18 protein-coding genes are annotated in these 17,240 nt (G+C 63.2%); 10 read left to right on the top strand and 8 right to left on the bottom strand.

The window, feature by feature from the left end; translation table 11 throughout:
- Positions 1-18 precede the first annotated feature (18 nt).
- Positions 19-630 (top strand): TetR family transcriptional regulator C-terminal domain-containing protein, encoded by a 612-nt coding sequence (locus ACS4RS_RS01540; RefSeq protein WP_439009014.1) that lies wholly within the window; start codon positions 19-21, stop codon positions 628-630.
- On the opposite strand, the gene ACS4RS_RS01535 is transcribed toward ACS4RS_RS01540, so the two are convergent.
- The gene (locus ACS4RS_RS01535; protein ID WP_439009015.1) at positions 627-1,868 is read right to left on the bottom strand and encodes a multidrug efflux MFS transporter; all 1,242 of its coding nucleotides are present in this window, start codon (positions 1,866-1,868) and stop codon (positions 627-629) included. The genes ACS4RS_RS01540 and ACS4RS_RS01535 overlap by 4 nt on opposite strands.
- A gap of 115 nt (positions 1,869-1,983) precedes the next feature.
- On the opposite strand from ACS4RS_RS01535, the gene ACS4RS_RS01530 reads away from it, so the two are divergent.
- A complete protein-coding gene (locus ACS4RS_RS01530) occupies positions 1,984-2,325 on the top strand; it encodes a nuclear transport factor 2 family protein (protein ID WP_439009016.1) in 342 nt (113 codons plus the stop codon).
- Positions 2,326-2,335: 10 nt separating this feature from the next.
- Here ACS4RS_RS01530 and ACS4RS_RS01525 read toward each other — a convergent pair whose 3' ends face one another.
- The 3 genes from ACS4RS_RS01525 to ACS4RS_RS01515 form a co-directional block, all read right to left on the bottom strand.
- Positions 2,336-3,067, bottom strand: a complete 732-nt coding sequence (locus ACS4RS_RS01525; RefSeq protein ID WP_439009017.1) for a TSUP family transporter — start codon at positions 3,065-3,067, stop codon at positions 2,336-2,338.
- A gap of 57 nt (positions 3,068-3,124) precedes the next feature.
- Positions 3,125-3,778: a methyltransferase domain-containing protein gene (locus ACS4RS_RS01520; protein ID WP_439009018.1), complete on the bottom strand. Its 654-nt coding sequence runs from the start codon at positions 3,776-3,778 to the stop codon at positions 3,125-3,127.
- A gap of 109 nt (positions 3,779-3,887) precedes the next feature.
- Positions 3,888-4,214: a hypothetical protein gene (locus ACS4RS_RS01515; protein ID WP_439009019.1), complete on the bottom strand. Its 327-nt coding sequence runs from the start codon at positions 4,212-4,214 to the stop codon at positions 3,888-3,890.
- A gap of 212 nt (positions 4,215-4,426) precedes the next feature.
- Between ACS4RS_RS01515 and ACS4RS_RS01510 the strand changes: the two genes are divergently transcribed.
- Complete coding sequence (locus ACS4RS_RS01510; RefSeq protein ID WP_003569477.1) at positions 4,427-5,029, top strand: superoxide dismutase; 603 nt, start codon at positions 4,427-4,429, stop codon at positions 5,027-5,029.
- A gap of 135 nt (positions 5,030-5,164) precedes the next feature.
- A complete protein-coding gene (locus ACS4RS_RS01505; RefSeq protein ID WP_439009020.1) occupies positions 5,165-6,010 on the top strand; it encodes a metallophosphoesterase in 846 nt (281 codons plus the stop codon).
- A gap of 201 nt (positions 6,011-6,211) precedes the next feature.
- Here the strand turns inward: ACS4RS_RS01505 and ACS4RS_RS01500 are convergent, their stop codons facing one another.
- Positions 6,212-6,904 carry an HTH domain-containing protein gene (locus ACS4RS_RS01500; protein WP_439009021.1) on the bottom strand — a complete coding sequence of 231 codons (693 nt, stop codon included), beginning with the start codon at positions 6,902-6,904 and terminating at the stop codon, positions 6,212-6,214.
- A gap of 130 nt (positions 6,905-7,034) precedes the next feature.
- On the opposite strand from ACS4RS_RS01500, the gene ACS4RS_RS01495 reads away from it, so the two are divergent.
- From ACS4RS_RS01495 to ACS4RS_RS01485, 3 genes are all read left to right on the top strand, one after another.
- Positions 7,035-7,670 carry a LysE family transporter gene (locus tag ACS4RS_RS01495; RefSeq protein WP_439009022.1) on the top strand — a complete coding sequence of 212 codons (636 nt, stop codon included), beginning with the start codon at positions 7,035-7,037 and terminating at the stop codon, positions 7,668-7,670.
- 136 nt (positions 7,671-7,806) lie between these two features.
- On the top strand, positions 7,807-8,247 hold the full coding sequence (locus ACS4RS_RS01490) for a cytochrome c (protein WP_439009023.1): 441 nt from the start codon (positions 7,807-7,809) through the stop codon (positions 8,245-8,247).
- A gap of 219 nt (positions 8,248-8,466) precedes the next feature.
- Positions 8,467-9,381, top strand: a complete 915-nt coding sequence (locus tag ACS4RS_RS01485) for a c-type cytochrome (RefSeq protein ID WP_439009024.1) — start codon at positions 8,467-8,469, stop codon at positions 9,379-9,381.
- A 61-nt stretch (positions 9,382-9,442) separates the two neighbouring features.
- On the opposite strand, the gene ACS4RS_RS01480 is transcribed toward ACS4RS_RS01485, so the two are convergent.
- Complete coding sequence (locus ACS4RS_RS01480; protein WP_439009025.1) at positions 9,443-9,937, bottom strand: GNAT family N-acetyltransferase; 495 nt, start codon at positions 9,935-9,937, stop codon at positions 9,443-9,445.
- A 259-nt stretch (positions 9,938-10,196) separates the two neighbouring features.
- On the opposite strand from ACS4RS_RS01480, the gene dmeR reads away from it, so the two are divergent.
- The 3 genes from dmeR to bla all read left to right on the top strand — a co-directional run bounded on the left by dmeR (position 10,197) and on the right by bla (position 12,530).
- Positions 10,197-10,469 carry a Ni(II)/Co(II)-sensing transcriptional repressor DmeR gene (gene dmeR, locus ACS4RS_RS01475; protein WP_003587785.1) on the top strand — a complete coding sequence of 91 codons (273 nt, stop codon included), beginning with the start codon at positions 10,197-10,199 and terminating at the stop codon, positions 10,467-10,469.
- A gap of 23 nt (positions 10,470-10,492) precedes the next feature.
- Positions 10,493-11,491, top strand: coding sequence for a CDF family Co(II)/Ni(II) efflux transporter DmeF (dmeF, locus tag ACS4RS_RS01470; protein ID WP_449313848.1), 999 nt, complete (start codon positions 10,493-10,495; stop codon positions 11,489-11,491).
- 148 nt (positions 11,492-11,639) lie between these two features.
- Entirely contained in the window at positions 11,640-12,530 is an 891-nt protein-coding gene (gene bla / locus ACS4RS_RS01465) for a class A beta-lactamase (protein ID WP_439009027.1), read from the top strand.
- Between the two features lie 473 nt (positions 12,531-13,003).
- On the opposite strand, the gene ACS4RS_RS01460 is transcribed toward bla, so the two are convergent.
- Positions 13,004-15,343, bottom strand: coding sequence for a membrane-bound PQQ-dependent dehydrogenase, glucose/quinate/shikimate family (locus ACS4RS_RS01460; RefSeq protein WP_439009028.1), 2,340 nt, complete (start codon positions 15,341-15,343; stop codon positions 13,004-13,006).
- A gap of 142 nt (positions 15,344-15,485) precedes the next feature.
- A complete protein-coding gene (locus ACS4RS_RS01455) occupies positions 15,486-16,988 on the bottom strand; it encodes a protein adenylyltransferase SelO (protein WP_449313847.1) in 1,503 nt (500 codons plus the stop codon).
- Positions 16,989-17,240 lie beyond the last annotated feature (252 nt).

Raw genomic sequence — 17,240 nt, 5'->3', positions numbered from 1 at the left:
TGCGGAACGGTACAGAATATGAAGGACGAGAAGAAACGCGGTCGCCCACGGGCCTTCGACGCCAAGGCGGCACTCGGCAAGGCGCGCGACGTTTTCTGGGACAGGGGCTTTGCGGCTGCCTCGCTCGACAATCTGAGCGCTGCGACCAACCTCAACCGTCCGAGCCTTTACGGTGCCTTCGGCGACAAGGAAGATCTCTATCTCGATACGCTGGAGGGCTATCGGCAGGACGGCATGGATGCGCTGGCCGAAGCGCTCGATCCGTCACTTCAGCTGCGCGACAATCTCGCCCGCGTCTATGAGAGCGCGCTTTCGATCTATTTGCATGGTGCAACCGCCGCACGCGGCTGTTTCCTGATCGGCACGGCAACGGTCGAGGCGATCAAGCATGAGCGCGTCCGCGAGGTGCTCGGCCGCAGCCTCAACGATTTCGACGGCGAGATCGAAAAGCGCATGCGCCTTGCCGTCGAAAACGGCGAGCTTCCCGAGGGCGCCGATCCGCAGATGATGGCAAGACTCGCCTCCGCCGTCATGCATTCGCTTGCCGTGCGCGCCCGCGCCGGCGACAGCCGCGAGACGCTGGAAGCGATCGCCCGCTCGGGCGTCGAGCTGATCTGCGGACGGCCCTAAGCTGGGTCCGATCTCTTCTGATCTCGCGGCCGCACCAGCCAGGCATAGGCAGCACCGGCGACGAGCAGCACCGAGGTGCCGAGGAAAACCGCCCGCATGCCGATATGGCCGCCGACGAAGCCGCCGAGGATCGGGCCGGCCACCTGGCCGACATATTGCGAGGAAATGGAGAACCCGAGAATACTGCCGGCCGCACTGTCCGGCACGCTGTGGCGGATGACGGCGGCGATGCAGGGCAACAGCCCGCCGAGGGCTGCGCCCATCAGAAAGCGCAGGATGATCAGTTGCCAGGAACTGGTGACGAAAGCCTGCGGGATCAGCAGCAGCCCGGCAACGGCGAGCGCGCCTGAAATCACCGGCCAATGACCGATCCTGTCGGCAAGCTTGCCGAGCCACGAGGCCGAAAGAATGCTGCCGAGGGCGGCCGCCGACATGACGATGCCCGAGATCAACGTCACCTCGTTGGCGGCCGGCACGATCTGCGCGACATAGACGGTGATGATCGGCTCGATCGACATATTGGCGAACATCAACAGCATGCCGGTCGCCAGCATGGCGATGACAGGCCGTTTGTCGGCGATGGATTTCCAGCCGCCGCTTGCCTTGGCCGCCTGTTTGCGGGCCGGCGACTTCTCTTCCTTGATCAAAAAGGTGGTGGCGAGAAAGGCGAGGAAGATCATCGCCCCGGCGGCGAGAAAGGTGCCGCGGATGCCGATGATGGGCGGCAGCGCCCCGCCGATCAGCGGCCCGACGAGATTGCCGGCCATGATGCCGGAGGAGAGAAGGCCGAGCGCCCAGGCCGAGCGGTCTTTCGGCGTCTGCGTCGCCACCAGCACCATCGAGCCGGAGGAATAACCGCCGGCAAGCCCGACAAAGAGGCGCAGCGCCACCAGCTGCCAGACATTGCCGGCCATGCCCATCAGCGAGATCGCCAGCGTCATGCCGAGGCTCGCGCGCACCAGCATCAGCTTGCGCCCGTAAATATCGCCGAGCCGTCCCCAGAGCGGCGCGACCAGCGCCGCAGCCAGAAAGGTGGCGCCATAGGCGATGCCAGACCATTGCACGATCGCCGCATGGTCGCTGACGCCGAGTTCCTCGACATAAAGCGGCAGGAAAGGCAGCAGCAGCGTCATCGCCACGATGGTGGTGAAGGAGCCGATCAGCGAGATCGCGAGGTTGCGCTTCCAGTAGATCGAGCCTGCGCTAATGTTCGCCGCGTGCAATTGCGTATCGGTCATTCCTTGCCTCGGCTTCGATCATGAGGGCGCGATTGCGCCGAAACTGGATCATCTCGGGTAAAAGTGCTAGATATACTGATTGCGAGATGCAATCGGTTAATCGGAGGATATTGCCATGAACGATATGCACACGAGGCAGCAGACCGTCCGCGATCTCTACGCCGCCTATCTGGAAGACCGCAAGGATAAAGTCATCGCCATGCTGACGGAGGATTTCACCTTCTCCAGCCCGCGTGACGACCATATCGACCGGGCGACCTATTTCGAGCGCTGCTGGCCGAAGCAGCCGTTCTTCCGCGCCATCCACATCGAATTCCTGGCGGTCGATGGCGACGAGGCAGCGGTGCGTTACCGCGCCGAAAAACTGGAGGGCGGAAGCTTCGCCAACATGGAGAGCCTGCGCTTCCGCGGTGAGAAGATCGCTTCCGTAGAGGTCTATTTCGGTCGGAATCTATAGTCCAGGCGCTTTAGAGGATCCGTATTGCCGATGTCACGATAATGACCATCGAGACCGCCACCATCAGCGCCCGCACCGGCATCCGCTTGACGAGGATCGCACCGAAGGGGGCCGCGATGACGCCGCCGATGATCAGGCCGATCGCCGAATTGAGCTCCGACCAGCCGAGCGTCAGGATGAAGGTCAGCGAAATCGTCAGCGTCACCGTAAATTCGGTGAAATTGGTCGAGCCGATCACCCGCTTCAGGTCGTGGCCGCGGCCGACCAGAGTGCTGGTGACGACGGGGCCCCATCCGCCGCCGCCGATCGCATCGAGAACACCGCCGCAAAAGCCGACTGGCGGCACGGCCCAGTCATGCACCTCGCGCTTGGCCGGCGGCCGAAAGGCCTTGTAGAGAATCAACAGGCCGATCGCGATCAGATAAGCCGACACGAAGGGCGCGATCACCTTGCCATCGATATTGGCCAGCAGGTAGGCGCCGAGCGCGCCGCCGATCATGCCGGCCGGCGCGAGCCGCGCCACCAGACGCCAGTCGACATTGCGATGATAGGCATGCGAAATGCCGGATGCGGCCGTGGTGAACATCTCAGCCACATGCGTCATGGCGCTGGCATTGGCCGCCGGCACTCCGAAGGCCAGAAGACTCGTCGTCGACAGCACGCCGAAGGCCATGCCGAGTGCGCCATCGACAATCTGCGCACTGAAGCCCACCACGATGAAGAAGAAGATATCCGATGTCATGCGGTCCCCTCAGGCGAACGGTAGCATCAGGCTCCGCGATGCGGAAAAATTTTTAATTCAGGCGGAAAGTCCGCGCTGTTTCAGCCGGACGATCTTGAAAAAGCCGTTCGGAAAGACCGGCAGGATCTCGGCAGCGGAAAAATCGCCGCGCCGCTCGGCCCAGGCGAGGATGCGGTGGATGCGGAAGGCGGAGGACCAGCCGATGTGACGCACCAGCGGCGCCACCGCCGCTTCGATCGCGCCCTGCAGGCCGGCGCCGTCGCCGAGCTTGCTGGCCAGGATGATTTCGCCGCCCGGCCGCAGCACCCGGGCGCATTCGTCGAGCGCCCGCTCGGGCTCGGGAATCAGCGTGATGACGAAGGGCAGGCAGACCGCATCGAAACACCGGTCGGCAAAGCGCAGCGCATGCGCATCCATCACCTCGAGCGCGCTGATATGCTGCAGCTTCTCGCGGCGCACCTTTTCGCGCGCCCGGGCGATCATGTGTTCGGAAATGTCGATGCCGGTCACCCGGCAGCGGTTGGGATAGTGCCTGAGCGTCAGGCCGGTGCCGACGCCGACTTCCAGAATATCGGTGCCTGCCGCGGCGGCGAGCGCCGCCAGTTTGCGGTGGGCGTCGCTGAGGATGCCGCGATAGACGCGGTCATAAACCGGCGCCCAGCGCTGATAGATTTTTTGCTGATCTTCCGCCCCGCCGCGAAGCTCTGACATCCCGCACCTCCCTAAGGCCCAGACTTCAACTCCTAAGAGTAGCGTCCGGTTCCCTTCGAAACGTGACCGAAGGCACAGATTCGCCGAGAGAGGACTGTGTCGACACAGCCTATCTTGGCGGCGTGAGGCCAAGCTGTTTGGCATCCAGTTCGCTGCCGATCTCCACGGTTTTCTTCTGCTTGTCGTAGACGCAGATCTGGGCGACCAGCCCCTTGGCGCCCTTCGGCTTGCCCGTCACCAAAGCCAGCCCATAACGGATGGTGCCGAAGGGATCGACGCTGGCGGCAGGTCTTTCGAGCGCGACCGCCGCCTTCTTGCACTTGGCCTCGACGTCGGCTGCCAGCTGTTTCCAGGCATCGTCCGAAGAGGCATGCACCGTACCGGAAAGCAGGGGAAATGCTGCCATGGCCAGAAGCGGGATTATATTCCTGTTCATCTCGGGTCTCCGTTGCAGTGAATCGCCGGGGAAACGGTTTTCGAGGCGGGCATCCCAAACGATTTGCGCGCCTGATTCCAACTCTGCAACTGAGGCAAATTTTCCTTCGACGGATCGTTTTTTGACATTTCGCTGGTTGCCTCTCCCCTTTCCCCTCCTATGTTCCGCCACACCTGCCGATGACGCAATCTATTGCCAAGAGGAGATCTGACATGGCTTTCGAATTGCCTGAACTTCCCTATGATTACGAAGCGCTTGCTCCCTTCATGTCCAAGGAAACGCTGGAGTTTCACCACGACAAGCACCATAAGGCCTATGTCGACAACGGCAACAAGCTCGCCGCCGAAGCCGGTCTTTCGGATCTGTCGCTCGAAGATGTCGTGAAGAAGTCCTTCGGCACCAATGCCGGCCTCTTCAACAACGCTGCTCAGCACTACAACCACATCCATTTCTGGAAGTGGATGAAGAAGGGTGGCGGCGGCAACAAGCTGCCGGGCAAGCTGGAAGCGGCTTTCGCCTCCGATCTCGGCGGCTACGATAAGTTCAAGGCCGATTTCGCCAATGCCGGCGCCACTCAGTTCGGCTCCGGCTGGGCTTGGGTTTCCGTCAAGAACGGCAAGCTCGAAATCTCCAAGACCCCGAACGGCGAAAACCCGCTCGTCCACGGCGCCACCCCGATCCTCGGCGTCGACGTCTGGGAACACTCCTATTACATCGACTATCGCAATGCCCGCCCGAAATACCTCGAGGCCTTCGTCGATAGCCTGATCAACTGGGATTACGTCCTGGAGCGCTACGAAGAAGCCACGAAGTAAGCAGCACCAGACTCGCCGCCATGGGCGGCGATGTCTCTGCTTTTCAGTTCAGCACCCGGCGCCACAAACGCCGGGTGTTTAGTTTCGACGGCAAGCCGTCACATCCCTGTCACCGGCCGCTCCTAATCACGCTCCATGGCTTCCTCCGCTCTTCCCCTGTTCCGCTTCGGCATCATCGCCGACCCGCAATATGCGGCAATCCCTCCGCATGCGGCCATGGACCGCTATTACGCCAACAGCCTCGCCAAACTCGCCGAGGCGATCGAGGTCTTCAACGGCGAGGAATTGAGCTTCGTCATGACGCTTGGCGATGTCATCGACCGCAGCTTCAAAAGCTTCGACGACATCCTGCCGGCCTACGAGAAGCTGCGGCACGAGGCGCTCTTCCTGCTCGGCAATCACGACTTCTCGGTCTCTTCGGGCCATCTCTCCGAAATCCCCGCGCGCCTCGGCATGCCGTCGCCCTATTACAGCTTCCGCCGCCACGGCTGGCGTTTCGTGGTGCTCGACGGCAACGAGGTCAGCACCTTCGCGCCGCCCGAAGGCCATCCGCATCGCGCCCTTGCGGCAAAGATGCTGGCTGAACTGCAGGCGAGGGGCGAAAGAAACGCCCATCCGTGGAACGGCGCGCTGAGCGACGAGCAGTTCGCCTGGCTCGCCGATGAAATCGCAAGCGCTGCAGCGGCCGGCGAGAAGGTGATCGTCATGAATCACTATCCGGTCTATCCCGCCGGCGAGCACGACATGTGGGACTGCGACCGCGTCGTCGCGCTGCTCGCCGCGCACGACAATGTCGTCGCCTATCTCAACGGCCACAACCACGTCGGCAATTACGGCAAGGCCGGCGCCTGCCACTTCGTCAATTTCAAGGGCGTGGTCGACACCGAAACCGAAAACGCCTTCGCCATCGTCGAACTCCACCCCGACCGCATCGAAATCCGTGGCTTCGGTCGCGAAGAGAGCCGGACGCTGGTTTATTAGGCTGGGACGGTTTGCACGCCCGGTTCATGCGGATAGCTGCCCCTCACCCTAACCCTCTCCCCGTAAACGGTGCGAGGGAACGTGCCCTGCGAGATTGTTGGCGAGGGACAGAGAGGTCGCGCTATACCCCTTCGCCCCGCAAGCGGGGAGAAGGTGCCGGCAGGCGGATGAGGGGCAGACGGCGATCTCTGGCGTCATATTTCACACCGGCACAGCCTTTTCCGTCCAGCCGCTCGTCCACAATTCCCGCAGCCTGTCGCCGTCGCCCTTGAAGAACTGGTCGCTTGCCGCGCAGTGCTCCACCCGGTCGCTGCGGAAATTGCGGATGGCCTGGCGCAGTTCGCACCAGGCGACGATATTGGCGGTCTGCGAATAGTAGATCAGCGCGATCGGTTGGATCGTCCGTTCCGTGGCGCGGCCGAGCTCGTCGCGGTAGCCGAGCATGAGCTTGCATTCGTCGCGGATCGCCCGGCGCACGATCGCCAGATCGAAGCCCGCCGGCTGCGCGGTCGAGCCCCAGGCATAAAGCGCCTTGCTGTCCATCGCCTGGCGGAGCGGCGCCGGCACAGCGCCCGATATTTTCCGGTTGACCCGGCGGGCGGCCTGTTTCAGCTCCTCGTCGGCGGTGCGTTCGAGCAGCGCCAGCGACAGCACGATCGCTTCCATCTCCTCGATCGAGAACATCAGCGGCGGCAGGTCGAAGCCCGGCCGCATGATGTAACCGATGCCGCGCCCGCCCTCGATCGGCACCCGCATCGCCTGAAGGGCGGCGATGTCGCGATAGATCGAGCGCACGGTCACCTCGAGCGTCTCGGCCATGACAGCCGCCGTCATCGGCTTTCTGGCGAGCCTCAGGATCTGAATGATCTCGAAAAGCCGCGAGGCCTTGCGCATTTTGCCTCTCCCATCCCTTAGGCTCCTGACAATACACTGTCAGTTGGGTTTGCGTATAGAGCCGCCTATCGAATTGAAATCAATCAGGGTCTTTCAAAACGGCCCATGCACCGACAAGGCGGTAACTGACATGAACTACCACGAAAACCTCTGGCTTTTCTTCACCCTTCTCTTCGGCATCATCATCGTGCCGGGCATGGATATGCTCTTCGTGCTCGCCAATTCGCTGACCGGCGGCGTCAGGCGGGGGCTGGCGGCAACAGGCGGCATCATGGCCGGCGGCGCCGTGCATTCGGCCTATGGCGCGGCCGGCGTCGGTCTGCTCGTCACCATGCTGCCGCAGCTTTTCAACGTTCTGCTCTTTGCCGGCGTCGCCTACATGATCTGGATCGGCATTTCGCTGATCCGCAGTTCGATCACCGTCGAGGCGGTCGGGCCGGGCACAGCGCGCTCCGGCTGGCGGGCCTTCCGCCAGGGCGCCGTCACCTGTCTCGTCAATCCGAAGGCCTATATCTTCATGTTCGCCGTCTATCCGCAGTTCCTGAGACCGGAATACGGCCCGGTCTGGCTGCAGGGCCTGATCATGGGCGCCATGACGGTTGCCACCCAGTTCGCCATCTACGGCACGCTGGCGATGACGGCCGGCCGCAGCCGCGACCTGCTTGTCGCCAATCCTGACGTCACGGCCTTTGTCGGCCGCTTCGCCGGGTTGCTCTTGGTTGCGGTCTCCGCCTTCAGCCTCTGGCAGGGCTGGAAAAGCGCCTGAGCCGTCGCCGCAGCGTATCACGTTGTTTTTATGGCGATCCGGCAAAACGTGACCACTTCTCGCCATGGATTTTGTCATGCTTCCAGTGCAGATTGGCCGTCGGCCGCCTTGGCCTCAAGAATATGGAGAGGAATACATGAATTGGAAAGCAGTAGCTGCCGCCGCAGCAATGGCTGGCATCGCGTTCGGTTCGGTGACCGCCGCTGATGGGACCCATGATTCGCGCATTGCGCTGATGAAGCAGATCGGCGGTTCGGCCGGTGCGCTCGCCGCCATCGCCAAGGGCACCAAGCCTTATGATGCCGAGGCTGTGAAGGCGGCGCTGACGACGATTGCCACGACTGCCAAGGTCTTCCCCGATCAGTTCAAGCCGGGCAGCGATATGAACGATGCTGAGGTCAGCCCGAAGGTCTGGGAAAACATGGATGACTTCAAGGCGCGCGCCGCAAAGCTATCCACTGACGCCGAAACTGCGCTCGCTCAGCTTCCGGCCGATGCCGCAGCCGTTGGCGCCACGGTCAATACGCTCGGCGCCAATTGCGGCGGCTGTCACAAGGCCTATCGTATCAAGGAGTGATAGGCCGACTGAGCAATTCCAGCAAAAGTGTGCAGCGGCCTGCTTCCGGAATTGCCCAAACAAACGACAGCAATTCCAGCAAAGGTGCGCGGCTTGCTTCCGCGTGACGCGCGGGAAACGGAATGCTCTGGATGCGCGATCCGTGCCCGGCTTGCTGCCGGCACGGATCGCCTTATGTGGGACCGACTGCGGAAACATCGGCAAGAGGGGAGGCGGCGCATGGTCCGCAGGTTCATCCGGTTATTGCTCTGTCTGATTGGCGTTGCCGTCCTCGGTGGCGGCGCCTTCTATGGCGTCACCGCACCCGATCCGCTGCCGGAAAGCCATTGGGCCGGTCTCGGCGCGCCGGATGCGGCAAACGGTCAGACGGTGTTCTGGGCGGGCGGCTGTGTCAGCTGTCATGCAGCCCCCGGTTCCGAAGGCGACGCCAGGCTGACGCTGTCAGGCGGTCTGGCGCTGAAGAGCCCTTTCGGCACCTTCCACGTGCCGAACATCTCGCCCGATGAAAAGGCCGGCATCGGCGGCTGGACGCTCGCCGAGTTCGGCAACGCGATGAAGCGCGGCGTCGGCCCGGATGGTCAGCATCTCTACCCGTCCTTTCCCTATGGTTCCTATGCGCGCATGAGCGACAAGGACGTCAACGATCTTTTCGCTTTCCTGAAGACGCTGCCGAAGAGCGCCAAGGTCGCGCCTCCGCACGAGCTGCCGTTCCCCTACGATATCCGGCTGGCGCTAGGCGGCTGGAAATTCCTCTATTTCAACGATCAGCCGCGTGTTGCGCTCGCCAAGAGCGATGACAAAATCAAGCGCGGGCAATATCTGGTCGAAGGCCCCGGTCATTGCGGCGAATGCCACACACCGCGGGATGCGCTCGGTGGCTTCCGAGCAGACCAGTGGCTCGCCGGCGCCCCCAATCCGGAAGGCAAGGGCCGCATACCCGATATCACGCCGGCCTCCAAAAGCGTCGGCGGCTGGAGCGAGGCCGATATCGCCAGCTATCTCGAAACCGGCTTCACGCCCGATTTCGATAGCGTCGGCGGCTCGATGGTCGATGTGCAGCAGAACATTGCCCATCTGCCGGCCACCGACCGCGAGGCGATCGCCGCCTATCTGAAGGCGGTGCCGGGGCGCTAAAGCATGTCGCGCAAAAGTGTACAGCGGTTTTGCGGCAACGACATGCGAAAGAGCCCGCAGCTCAAGCGATCGACTGCATGTAGCGCATGCCGGTGACCGGCCGCGGGGTGAAATCCAGCTGTTCGTAGAAGCGGTGCGCCAGCACGTTTCCGGTGGCGGCGCTGACGGAGAGGTAGCCGCAGCCGGCCTTGCGCGCGGTCTCGCGGGCGCGGTCGACCAGCAGTTGACCGGTGCCGTGGCCGCGATGGCCGTCGCGCACGAAGAGGTGGTGCAGATCCATGCCGCGTTTTCCCTCCTGCGCCCTGTAGAGCGGCACGAGAATGGCGTAGCCGATCAACCCTTCGCTGGTTTCGGCGACCAGTGCTGTGATCCATGGCAGCGAGCCGAACAGGTCGCGCTCCAATTGCTCCGGCGTGGTTAGCGCAGCATCGCCGTGATGGGCGGCCAAGAGCGCAATCATCGAATTGAGTTCGGGCAGGTCGCGGGGCTTGGCAGCGCGGATCGTCACCACAGAAGGGCGCATCAGAGAAATTTCGCTGTCTTCGATTTCGGTCATGGTCTTCGCGTCCTTTGATAGTCTGCCGTCAGGACGCTGCCGATACAACAAAGCCGCCTGACGGCGGCTTGTTGACAATATGATCTGTCCAGCCGCCCTTTACAGGTACAGCCAAAAATACGAGCGGCTCTGGTGCGCGTTTTTGATCATGGCGCATCAATCGTCGCAAATGCCGCCTTTGTCAATGGCTGATCGCCGCAGATCGGCATCGATCCCTTTTTCCCTTTTAATAGTATACCCCCTATGCTATATGAGGCCCATGTCTCACACCACCCTGCAGAAAAAGAAACTCATCGCCCGCGTCAGCCGTCTGAAGGGGCAGATGGAGGCCGTCGAGCGGGCGCTGGAGGCCGAGCGCCCCTGCGGCGAAATCCTGCAGCTGCTCGCTTCCGTCCGCGGCGCCCTGACCGGGCTGACCGGCGAGGTGCTGGACGATCATCTGCGCGAACACGTGCTGAATGCCGAGGACGACGCCGCAAGGGCCGAGGCGGTCGAGGAAATATCGGAAGTCTTGCGAACCTATATCCGCTGAGTGCCGTGACGAAGGAGCCTGTAATGAGTACCGGGATCGAGAATGCTGGAGCAAGCGCGCTGGAACATGATCATATCTTCCTCGGCGCCGACCATGCGGTGAACGAGCGGCGCATCTGGCTGGTGATCGTGCTGACGGCGGTGATGATGGTGGCGGAAATCGCCGCCGGCACCGCCTATGGCTCGATGGCGCTGGTCGCCGATGGCTGGCATATGTCGACCCATGCCAGCGCGCTTGCGATTTCGGCGCTCGCCTATCTCTTTGCCCGCAAGCAGGCGCGCAATCCGCGTTTCACCTTCGGCACCGGCAAGCTCGGTGATCTCGCCGGCTTCGCCAGCGCCATCATTCTTGCCCTGATCGCTTTGCTGATGGCCTGGGAAAGCTGGCTGCGCCTTTCAAATCCGGTGCCGATCGGCTTTGCCCAGGCGATCGCGGTCGCGGTGATCGGCCTTGCCGTCAATCTCGTCAGCGCCTGGCTGCTTGCCGGCGGCCACGCGCATAGCCATCACGCGCATGGTCACCATGATCACCACCATCATGGCGATCATGCCCATCACGGTCATGCTGATCACGCCCATAATCATCACCCAAAGCCAGGCGACAACAATCTCCGCGCCGCCTATCTGCATGTCATCGCCGATGCCATGACTTCTGTGCTTGCCATCGCGGCGCTGACGCTCGGCAGCCTCTATGGCTGGCTCTGGCTCGACCCGATCATGGGCATCGTCGGCGGTCTGGTTATCGCCAACTGGTCCTGGAGCCTGATGAGATCCTCGGGCGGTGTCCTTCTCGACGTCGTCCCGCACGGCGGGACGCTGCCGGCGGAAATCCGCCACGCGATCGAGACTGAGGAAGACCGGATCACCGATCTGCATATCTGGCAGGTCGGCCCTGGCCATCACGCCGCCATCGTCGCCGTCGTCACCTCCGCACCGCGCGAGCCGGCCTTCTACAAGGGCAGGCTTTCGGCGCTGACGGAATTGTCGCATGTGACCGTCGAGGTTACGTGGCGAGCGGCATAGTCGCCGCGGCGGACAACAAGGTTGCTCGGCGGCCGAATTACTCGCTCGGCGGACGACGAAGTCGCTCGGCGGCAACAAGGTTGCCGCGGGGACGAGATGCCGCCGCAATCGCGTCTTAGCTCTGTTCTCCTCACCGCCGGAGGATGTCATGGATCTCAGTCTTACCCGCCGCATGCTCATAGGCTGGGCGTTCTGCCTGCCTGTTTTGGGCCTGCCCGCCCATGCCGAGGACAAGGCCGGCGAGGACGACGACAACGTCGAGAAGCGTCTTGCGGCGCTGGAAAAACGCACCGGCGGCCGTCTCGGCGTCTCGGTGCTCGACACTGAGACGAGCATTTCCTTCAACTATCGCGGCAGCGAGGCATTTCCGATGTGCAGCACCTTCAAGGCGCTGGCCGCCGGCTTCGTGCTTGCCCGCGCCGACAAGGGCGAGGAGAGCCTCGACCGGCGGGTGACTTACGGCAAGGACAAGCTTGTCGACTATTCGCCGCTCAGCGAAAAACACGCCGATGCCGACGGCATGACCATCACAGAACTCTGCGAGGCGGCGGTGACGGTCAGCGACAACACCGCCGGCAACTTGCTGCTCGAAAGTTTTGGCGGCCCGGCGGGGTTGACCGACTGGCTGCGCTCGATCGGCGACGGCACCACCCGTCTCGACCGCACCGAACCGACGCTGAACGAGGGCAGGAAGGACGATCCGCGCGACACGACGACACCGGATGCGATGCTCGACACGCTCGGCAACCTGACGCTCGGCTCGGTCTTGAGCGAAGCCTCCTCGGACAGGCTGATCGCCTGGCTGGTGGCAAGCACGACCGGCGGCGAGCGGCTGAGAGCCGGCCTGCCGGCGGAGTGGAAAGTCGGCGACAAGACCGGCACCGGCCCGAACGGCTCCCTCGGCGACATCGCCGTCATCTGGCCCCCCAACCGCGGCCCAATCGTCGCTGCCGTCTATATCGCCGAGGCGACCGCGCCGGTGAAGGAGCTTAACCCGGTCTTTGCCGAGGTGGGGCGGATGATTGTCGAAATGGTGTGAATCGGGGAGGATGCCGGCGCCTGTCCGGTCCGCGCGTGAAAACCCCTGCCCACAAGGGGGAGCGGCTGCCGTGTGGCGCCCGTCGCATTTCATTCGTATCGATGCAGCATGTAGTGCCGTATTTGTGGTGGCAGGACGTTGCCCCAGGTTAGTCCCTCCCCCTTGTAGGGAGGGGTCTTTACTCTCGCCTCTTGCCTAATAGGTTTCCCCACCCTCCGTCGTACTCGAGTCAAGCCCGAGGACGACGGAGGGTGGGAAGTGTATGCGGCAGGAGGCGAGATCACCTGGAGAAATTCCAGCAAAATGCCCCAGCGATTTTGCGTTGGGATCGCGTAAAAAATAGGCGGCAACTCCAACAAAATCACCGCTCACTTACGGTCCTTGCCACACAGGCTACCCAACTCTCCGTCGTCCCCGGGCTTGACCCGAGGACCCACGGCCAAAAGCACTGCGTTGAGATGGCAACCTCCCCATCACGGCAGCGTATAAGCAATCACATAATCCCCAGGCTTGGTACCCACAGAGCCGTGGCCGCCGGCGACCATGACGACATATTGTTTGTTGTCGCTTGTCGTATAGGTCATCGGCGTCGCCTGGCCGCCGGCCGGAAGCCGCGCTTGCCAGAGTTCTTGCCCGTTCGTCACGTCGTAGGCGCGCAGATAGTTGTCGACCGCTGCGCCGAGGAAGGCGACGCCGCCCTTGGTCAGCATCGGTCCGCCGATGCCGGGCACGCCGACCTTGAAGGGCAGTGGCAGCGGCGTCATGTCGCGCACAGTGCCGTTCTTGTGCATATAGGCGATCTTGCCGGTGCGCAGATCGACGCCGGCGACATAGCCCCATGGCGGTGCCTGGCAGGGGATTTTCAAGAGCCCGAGGAACGGCCCCATGAAGACGCCGTAGGGTGCGCCGTCATTGCGGTTGAGCCCCTGTTCGCTGCCCTTCTCGTCCTGGCCTCTCGGCGGAATATCGGCGGCCGGCACCAGGCGCGAGGTGAAGGCGAGATAGGTCGGCATGCCGAACATGATCTGCCGCTCCGGATCGACAGCCACGCTGCCCCAGTTGAAGGTGCCGAAATTGCCGGGATAGACGATCGTGCCGACAAGCGACGGCGGTGTGTAACGGCCCTCATATCGGTAGCGGTGGAAATCGATGCGGCAGGCGAGCTGGTCGAACAGCGACACGCCCCACATGTCCTTTTCCTTCAGCGGCTCCGGCGAGAAGGTGAGATCGGAGATCGGCTGGGTCGGCGCGGTATGATCGCCGGAAACCGCGCCGGTGGGTGCTGCGATTTCCTTGACCGGGATGATCGGCTCGCCGCTGCGCCGATCGAGCACGTAGAGATCGCCCTGCTTGGTCGGGCCGATGAGGGCGGGAACTACGGTGCCGTCCGGCTTGGTCAGATCGATCAGCGCCGGCTGGGCTGGCACATCCATGTCCCAGAGATCGTGATGGACGGTCTGGCGCACCCAGCGCAGCTGGCCGCTGGCGATATCCAGCGCGACGATCGAGGAGGAGAATTTCTCGACATTGTCGCTGCGGTTGATGCCGAGTTGGTCGGGCACCTGGTTGCCGAGCGGGATGTAGACCATGCCGAGCGCCTCGTCGACGCTGAAGACCGACCAGCTGTTCGGCGAGTTGGTCGTATAGGTCTGACCTGCGGCCAGCGGCGTTGTCACGTCGGGATTGCCGGAATCCCAGTTCCAGATCAGCGCGCCGGTCTTGATGTCGAAGGCGCGGATGACGCCGGATTGCTCCTTGGTGGAATAATTATCGTTCACCGCCCCGCCGACGATGATCTTGCCCGCCACCGCGACTGGCGGCGAGGTGGAGTAATAATAACCGGCCGGATTGTAGCGCATGCCGGTTTCTAGGTGCAGCACGCCGTTGTCGGCAAAACCGGTGCAGACCTTGCCGTCCGCGGCATCGAGCGCGATCAGCCGCGCATCGGAGGTCGGCAGGTAGACGCGCTCGGCACAGGGCTGGCCGGCGGCGACATCCGGATCGGCATAATAGGTGACGCCGCGGCAGGTCTGGTGCTGGCGGTCGGGGTTCATGCCGGAGTTGGCGTCGTATTTCCATTTCTCCTTGCCGGTCTTGGCGTCGAGGGCGATCGCCCAGTTGTGCGGCGTACAGAGATAGAGCGTGTCCTTCACCTTGAGCGGCGTCACCTGATAGGTCGTCTCGCCGACATCGTCCGGCCGCTTGACGTCGCCGGTCTGGTATCGCCAGGCCTCCTTGAGGGTGGAGACGTTCTCGGTCGTGATCTGGTCGAGCGGCGAATAGCGCTGGCCGAACGGCGTGCGGCCATATTGGTGCCATTCGCCATCCGGCACGTTGCCGCCGAAGGCGGGATTGGCGGCGATCGCATCCTTCGGCAGTTCGCCGGCAAGATCGTGCGGATCCGTCGTCATCGAATAGAGCGCGACGACGATGGCGAGAATGACGGGCACGGCGAGCGGCCAGGGATTGGCGCCATAGGTGATGCCCGTCGGGCTGCGAAAGCCGAGCGGCCGGCGGATCCAGGGCGTCAGCAGCCAGAGCCCGAGCAGGATGATCATGCCGCCGCGCGGGCCGAGCTGCCACCAGTCGAAACCCACCTCCCAGATCGCCCAGGCGAGTGCTGCCACGACGAGCACCGCATAGACCCAGAGCGCCACCGCCTTGCGCATCAAAAGCAGCCCGGCGGTGATCAGGAACATCAGCCCGGCGAACAGGTAGAAGACGCTGCCGCCGAGCGTCACGAGCCAGAGCCCGCCGCCGCCGAGCGCAAGCCCGATGATGATGAAGAGGATGGAGGTGACGACGATCGCCATATGGGCTGTCTCCCGCTGAGGTTCGCCGGATGAAGATGCGGCGGAAAAGCTCCGCCGATCAGCCAGATAGCGCGAAGGAGATGCCTTTCAACGGCCGCATTTGCCGCATGCAGACGTCACGGTATGGTTGTAGTGAACCCGCTCACGTCCCGCAGAAGGTCGCAAGCACCCGTTCGCTCGGCTTCGGCGGCTCCATATAAGCGGCAAAGCCGGGCTGATCCTCATAGGGTTTCGCCAGCACCGTCAGCAGCGCCTCGAACAGCGAGAAATCGCCGTTCTCGACCGCCGCCTCGATCGCCTGTTCAACCCGATGATTGCGCGGGATAAAGGCCGGATTGGCGCTGCGCGTAGCCGTGGCGCGCTCAGCCGCCGTCTGCGGATCGCGCGACAATCTTTCGCGCCATTGCGCAAGCCAGGGCCTGACGGCCTCCGGCTCCCGGAAACTTGCGGCAAAAGCAGCCTCCGCGGCGGTATCGCCGGCAAGATCCGACAGCCGGCGGAAGGTCAGGGTGAAATCGGCGCCCTGCGCCTGCATCAGCGACAGCAGCGCCTGCACCAACTCCAGATCGCCGTCCTCTTCGCCGGCAAGGCCGATTTTCTCACGCATGCCGGCCAGCCAATGCGCCTGGAACCGTTCGCCATAGGCCCGGATCACCGCATTCGCCTTGTCGACCGCGCCGTCCGGCTCTTCGTCGATCAGCGGCAGTAGCGTTTCGCCGAGCCGTGCCAGGTTCCATTGGCCGATGCCGGGTTGGTTGGCATAGGCATAGCGCCCCTGCTGGTCGATCGACGAGAACACCGTCGCCGGATCGTAGTTGTCCATGAAAGCGCAGGGGCCGAAATCGATCGTCTCGCCGGAGACGGTCATATTGTCCGTGTTCATAACCCCGTGGATGAAGCCGACATGCAGCCAGCGGGCGATCAGCGCCGCCTGGCGCTCGGAGACCGCCGAAAACAGTGCGAGATAGGGATTGTCAGCTTCTTTAAGCTCGGGATAGTGCCGGTCGATCACATAATCGGCGAGCGCCCGCACGCCGTCGGTATCGCCTCTGGCCGCGAAAAACTGGAAGGTGCCGACCCTGACATGGCTGGCCGCCACACGGGTAAAGACGGCGCCCGGCAGCACCTCTTCGCGATAGACCGGCTCGCCTGTCGTCACCGCCGCCAGCGCCCGTGTGGCCGGAATGCCGAGCGCAAACATCGCCTCGCTGATGATATATTCCCGCAACACCGGCCCGATTGCCGCCCGCCCGTCGCCGCGGCGCGAAAAAGGCGTGGGGCCGGCGCCCTTCAGCTGGATATCGTAGCGCCTGCCGCTGCGGTCGACCACCTCGCCAAGCAGGATCGCCCGGCCGTCGCCGAGCTGCGGCGAGAATCCGCCGAACTGATGGCCGGCATAGGCCATCGCCAGCGGTTCGGCGCCCTCGGGAACGAGGTTGCCGGAAAAGATCGCCGCGCCATCGCGGCGCAGGGTCTCGACATCGAGACCGAGCTCCACGGCCAGCGGCTCGTTGAGCTTGATCAGCCAGGGCTCCGCCACCGCTGTCGGCGTCTGTGCCGCAAAGAAGCGGGCGGGCAAGCCGGCATAGCTGTTGTCGAATGGAAAGGGCGCGCCGGCCCGGTTTTTCTGCAGCGTGGAGGTCATGCCTCATAGGTAGGGCCGGGGTGGCTGCGGCGCAAGCCGGCTCGGGTGAAGACCCCGAAACCCTTCACGAAGAGCAGGTCGATGCAAGGAATTGTGATCTGCCTTTACCTCTCGGCAAAGCAGCTTTGCCATAATGGACATAGCGCCGCCATGATCGCGGGCGTATAGAAAATCGTCTCCCCTTGGCAATACGCCATGTCATCCCCCGCGGCCTTGCAGCCTCGTGTGCTCCACCGCGCCACCGTGAGTGAT

It is taken from the genome of Rhizobium sp. F40D2 (genome assembly GCF_051810745.2).
Classification (GTDB): domain Bacteria; phylum Pseudomonadota; class Alphaproteobacteria; order Rhizobiales; family Rhizobiaceae; genus Rhizobium.
This window is presented reverse-complemented; position numbering and strand designations above follow the sequence as displayed.

Excerpts from the sequence above, each read along its gene's own strand:
- ACS4RS_RS01540 (WP_439009014.1), top strand. The coding sequence starts at position 19 with ATGAAGGACGAGAAGAAACGCGGTCGCCCACGGGCCTTCGACGCCAAG.
- ACS4RS_RS01535 (WP_439009015.1), bottom strand. The coding sequence starts at position 1,868 with ATGACCGATACGCAATTGCACGCGGCGAACATTAGCGCAGGCTCGATC.
- ACS4RS_RS01530 (WP_439009016.1), top strand. The coding sequence starts at position 1,984 with ATGAACGATATGCACACGAGGCAGCAGACCGTCCGCGATCTCTACGCC.
- ACS4RS_RS01525 (WP_439009017.1), bottom strand. The coding sequence starts at position 3,067 with ATGACATCGGATATCTTCTTCTTCATCGTGGTGGGCTTCAGTGCGCAG.
- ACS4RS_RS01520 (WP_439009018.1), bottom strand. The coding sequence starts at position 3,778 with ATGTCAGAGCTTCGCGGCGGGGCGGAAGATCAGCAAAAAATCTATCAG.
- ACS4RS_RS01515 (WP_439009019.1), bottom strand. The coding sequence starts at position 4,214 with ATGAACAGGAATATAATCCCGCTTCTGGCCATGGCAGCATTTCCCCTG.
- ACS4RS_RS01510 (WP_003569477.1), top strand. The coding sequence starts at position 4,427 with ATGGCTTTCGAATTGCCTGAACTTCCCTATGATTACGAAGCGCTTGCT.
- ACS4RS_RS01505 (WP_439009020.1), top strand. The coding sequence starts at position 5,165 with ATGGCTTCCTCCGCTCTTCCCCTGTTCCGCTTCGGCATCATCGCCGAC.
- ACS4RS_RS01500 (WP_439009021.1), bottom strand. The coding sequence starts at position 6,904 with ATGCGCAAGGCCTCGCGGCTTTTCGAGATCATTCAGATCCTGAGGCTC.
- ACS4RS_RS01495 (WP_439009022.1), top strand. The coding sequence starts at position 7,035 with ATGAACTACCACGAAAACCTCTGGCTTTTCTTCACCCTTCTCTTCGGC.
- ACS4RS_RS01490 (WP_439009023.1), top strand. The coding sequence starts at position 7,807 with ATGAATTGGAAAGCAGTAGCTGCCGCCGCAGCAATGGCTGGCATCGCG.
- ACS4RS_RS01485 (WP_439009024.1), top strand. The coding sequence starts at position 8,467 with ATGGTCCGCAGGTTCATCCGGTTATTGCTCTGTCTGATTGGCGTTGCC.
- ACS4RS_RS01480 (WP_439009025.1), bottom strand. The coding sequence starts at position 9,937 with ATGACCGAAATCGAAGACAGCGAAATTTCTCTGATGCGCCCTTCTGTG.
- dmeR (WP_003587785.1), top strand. The coding sequence starts at position 10,197 with ATGTCTCACACCACCCTGCAGAAAAAGAAACTCATCGCCCGCGTCAGC.
- dmeF (WP_449313848.1), top strand. The coding sequence starts at position 10,493 with ATGAGTACCGGGATCGAGAATGCTGGAGCAAGCGCGCTGGAACATGAT.
- bla (WP_439009027.1), top strand. The coding sequence starts at position 11,640 with ATGGATCTCAGTCTTACCCGCCGCATGCTCATAGGCTGGGCGTTCTGC.
- ACS4RS_RS01460 (WP_439009028.1), bottom strand. The coding sequence starts at position 15,343 with ATGGCGATCGTCGTCACCTCCATCCTCTTCATCATCATCGGGCTTGCG.
- ACS4RS_RS01455 (WP_449313847.1), bottom strand. The coding sequence starts at position 16,988 with ATGACCTCCACGCTGCAGAAAAACCGGGCCGGCGCGCCCTTTCCATTC.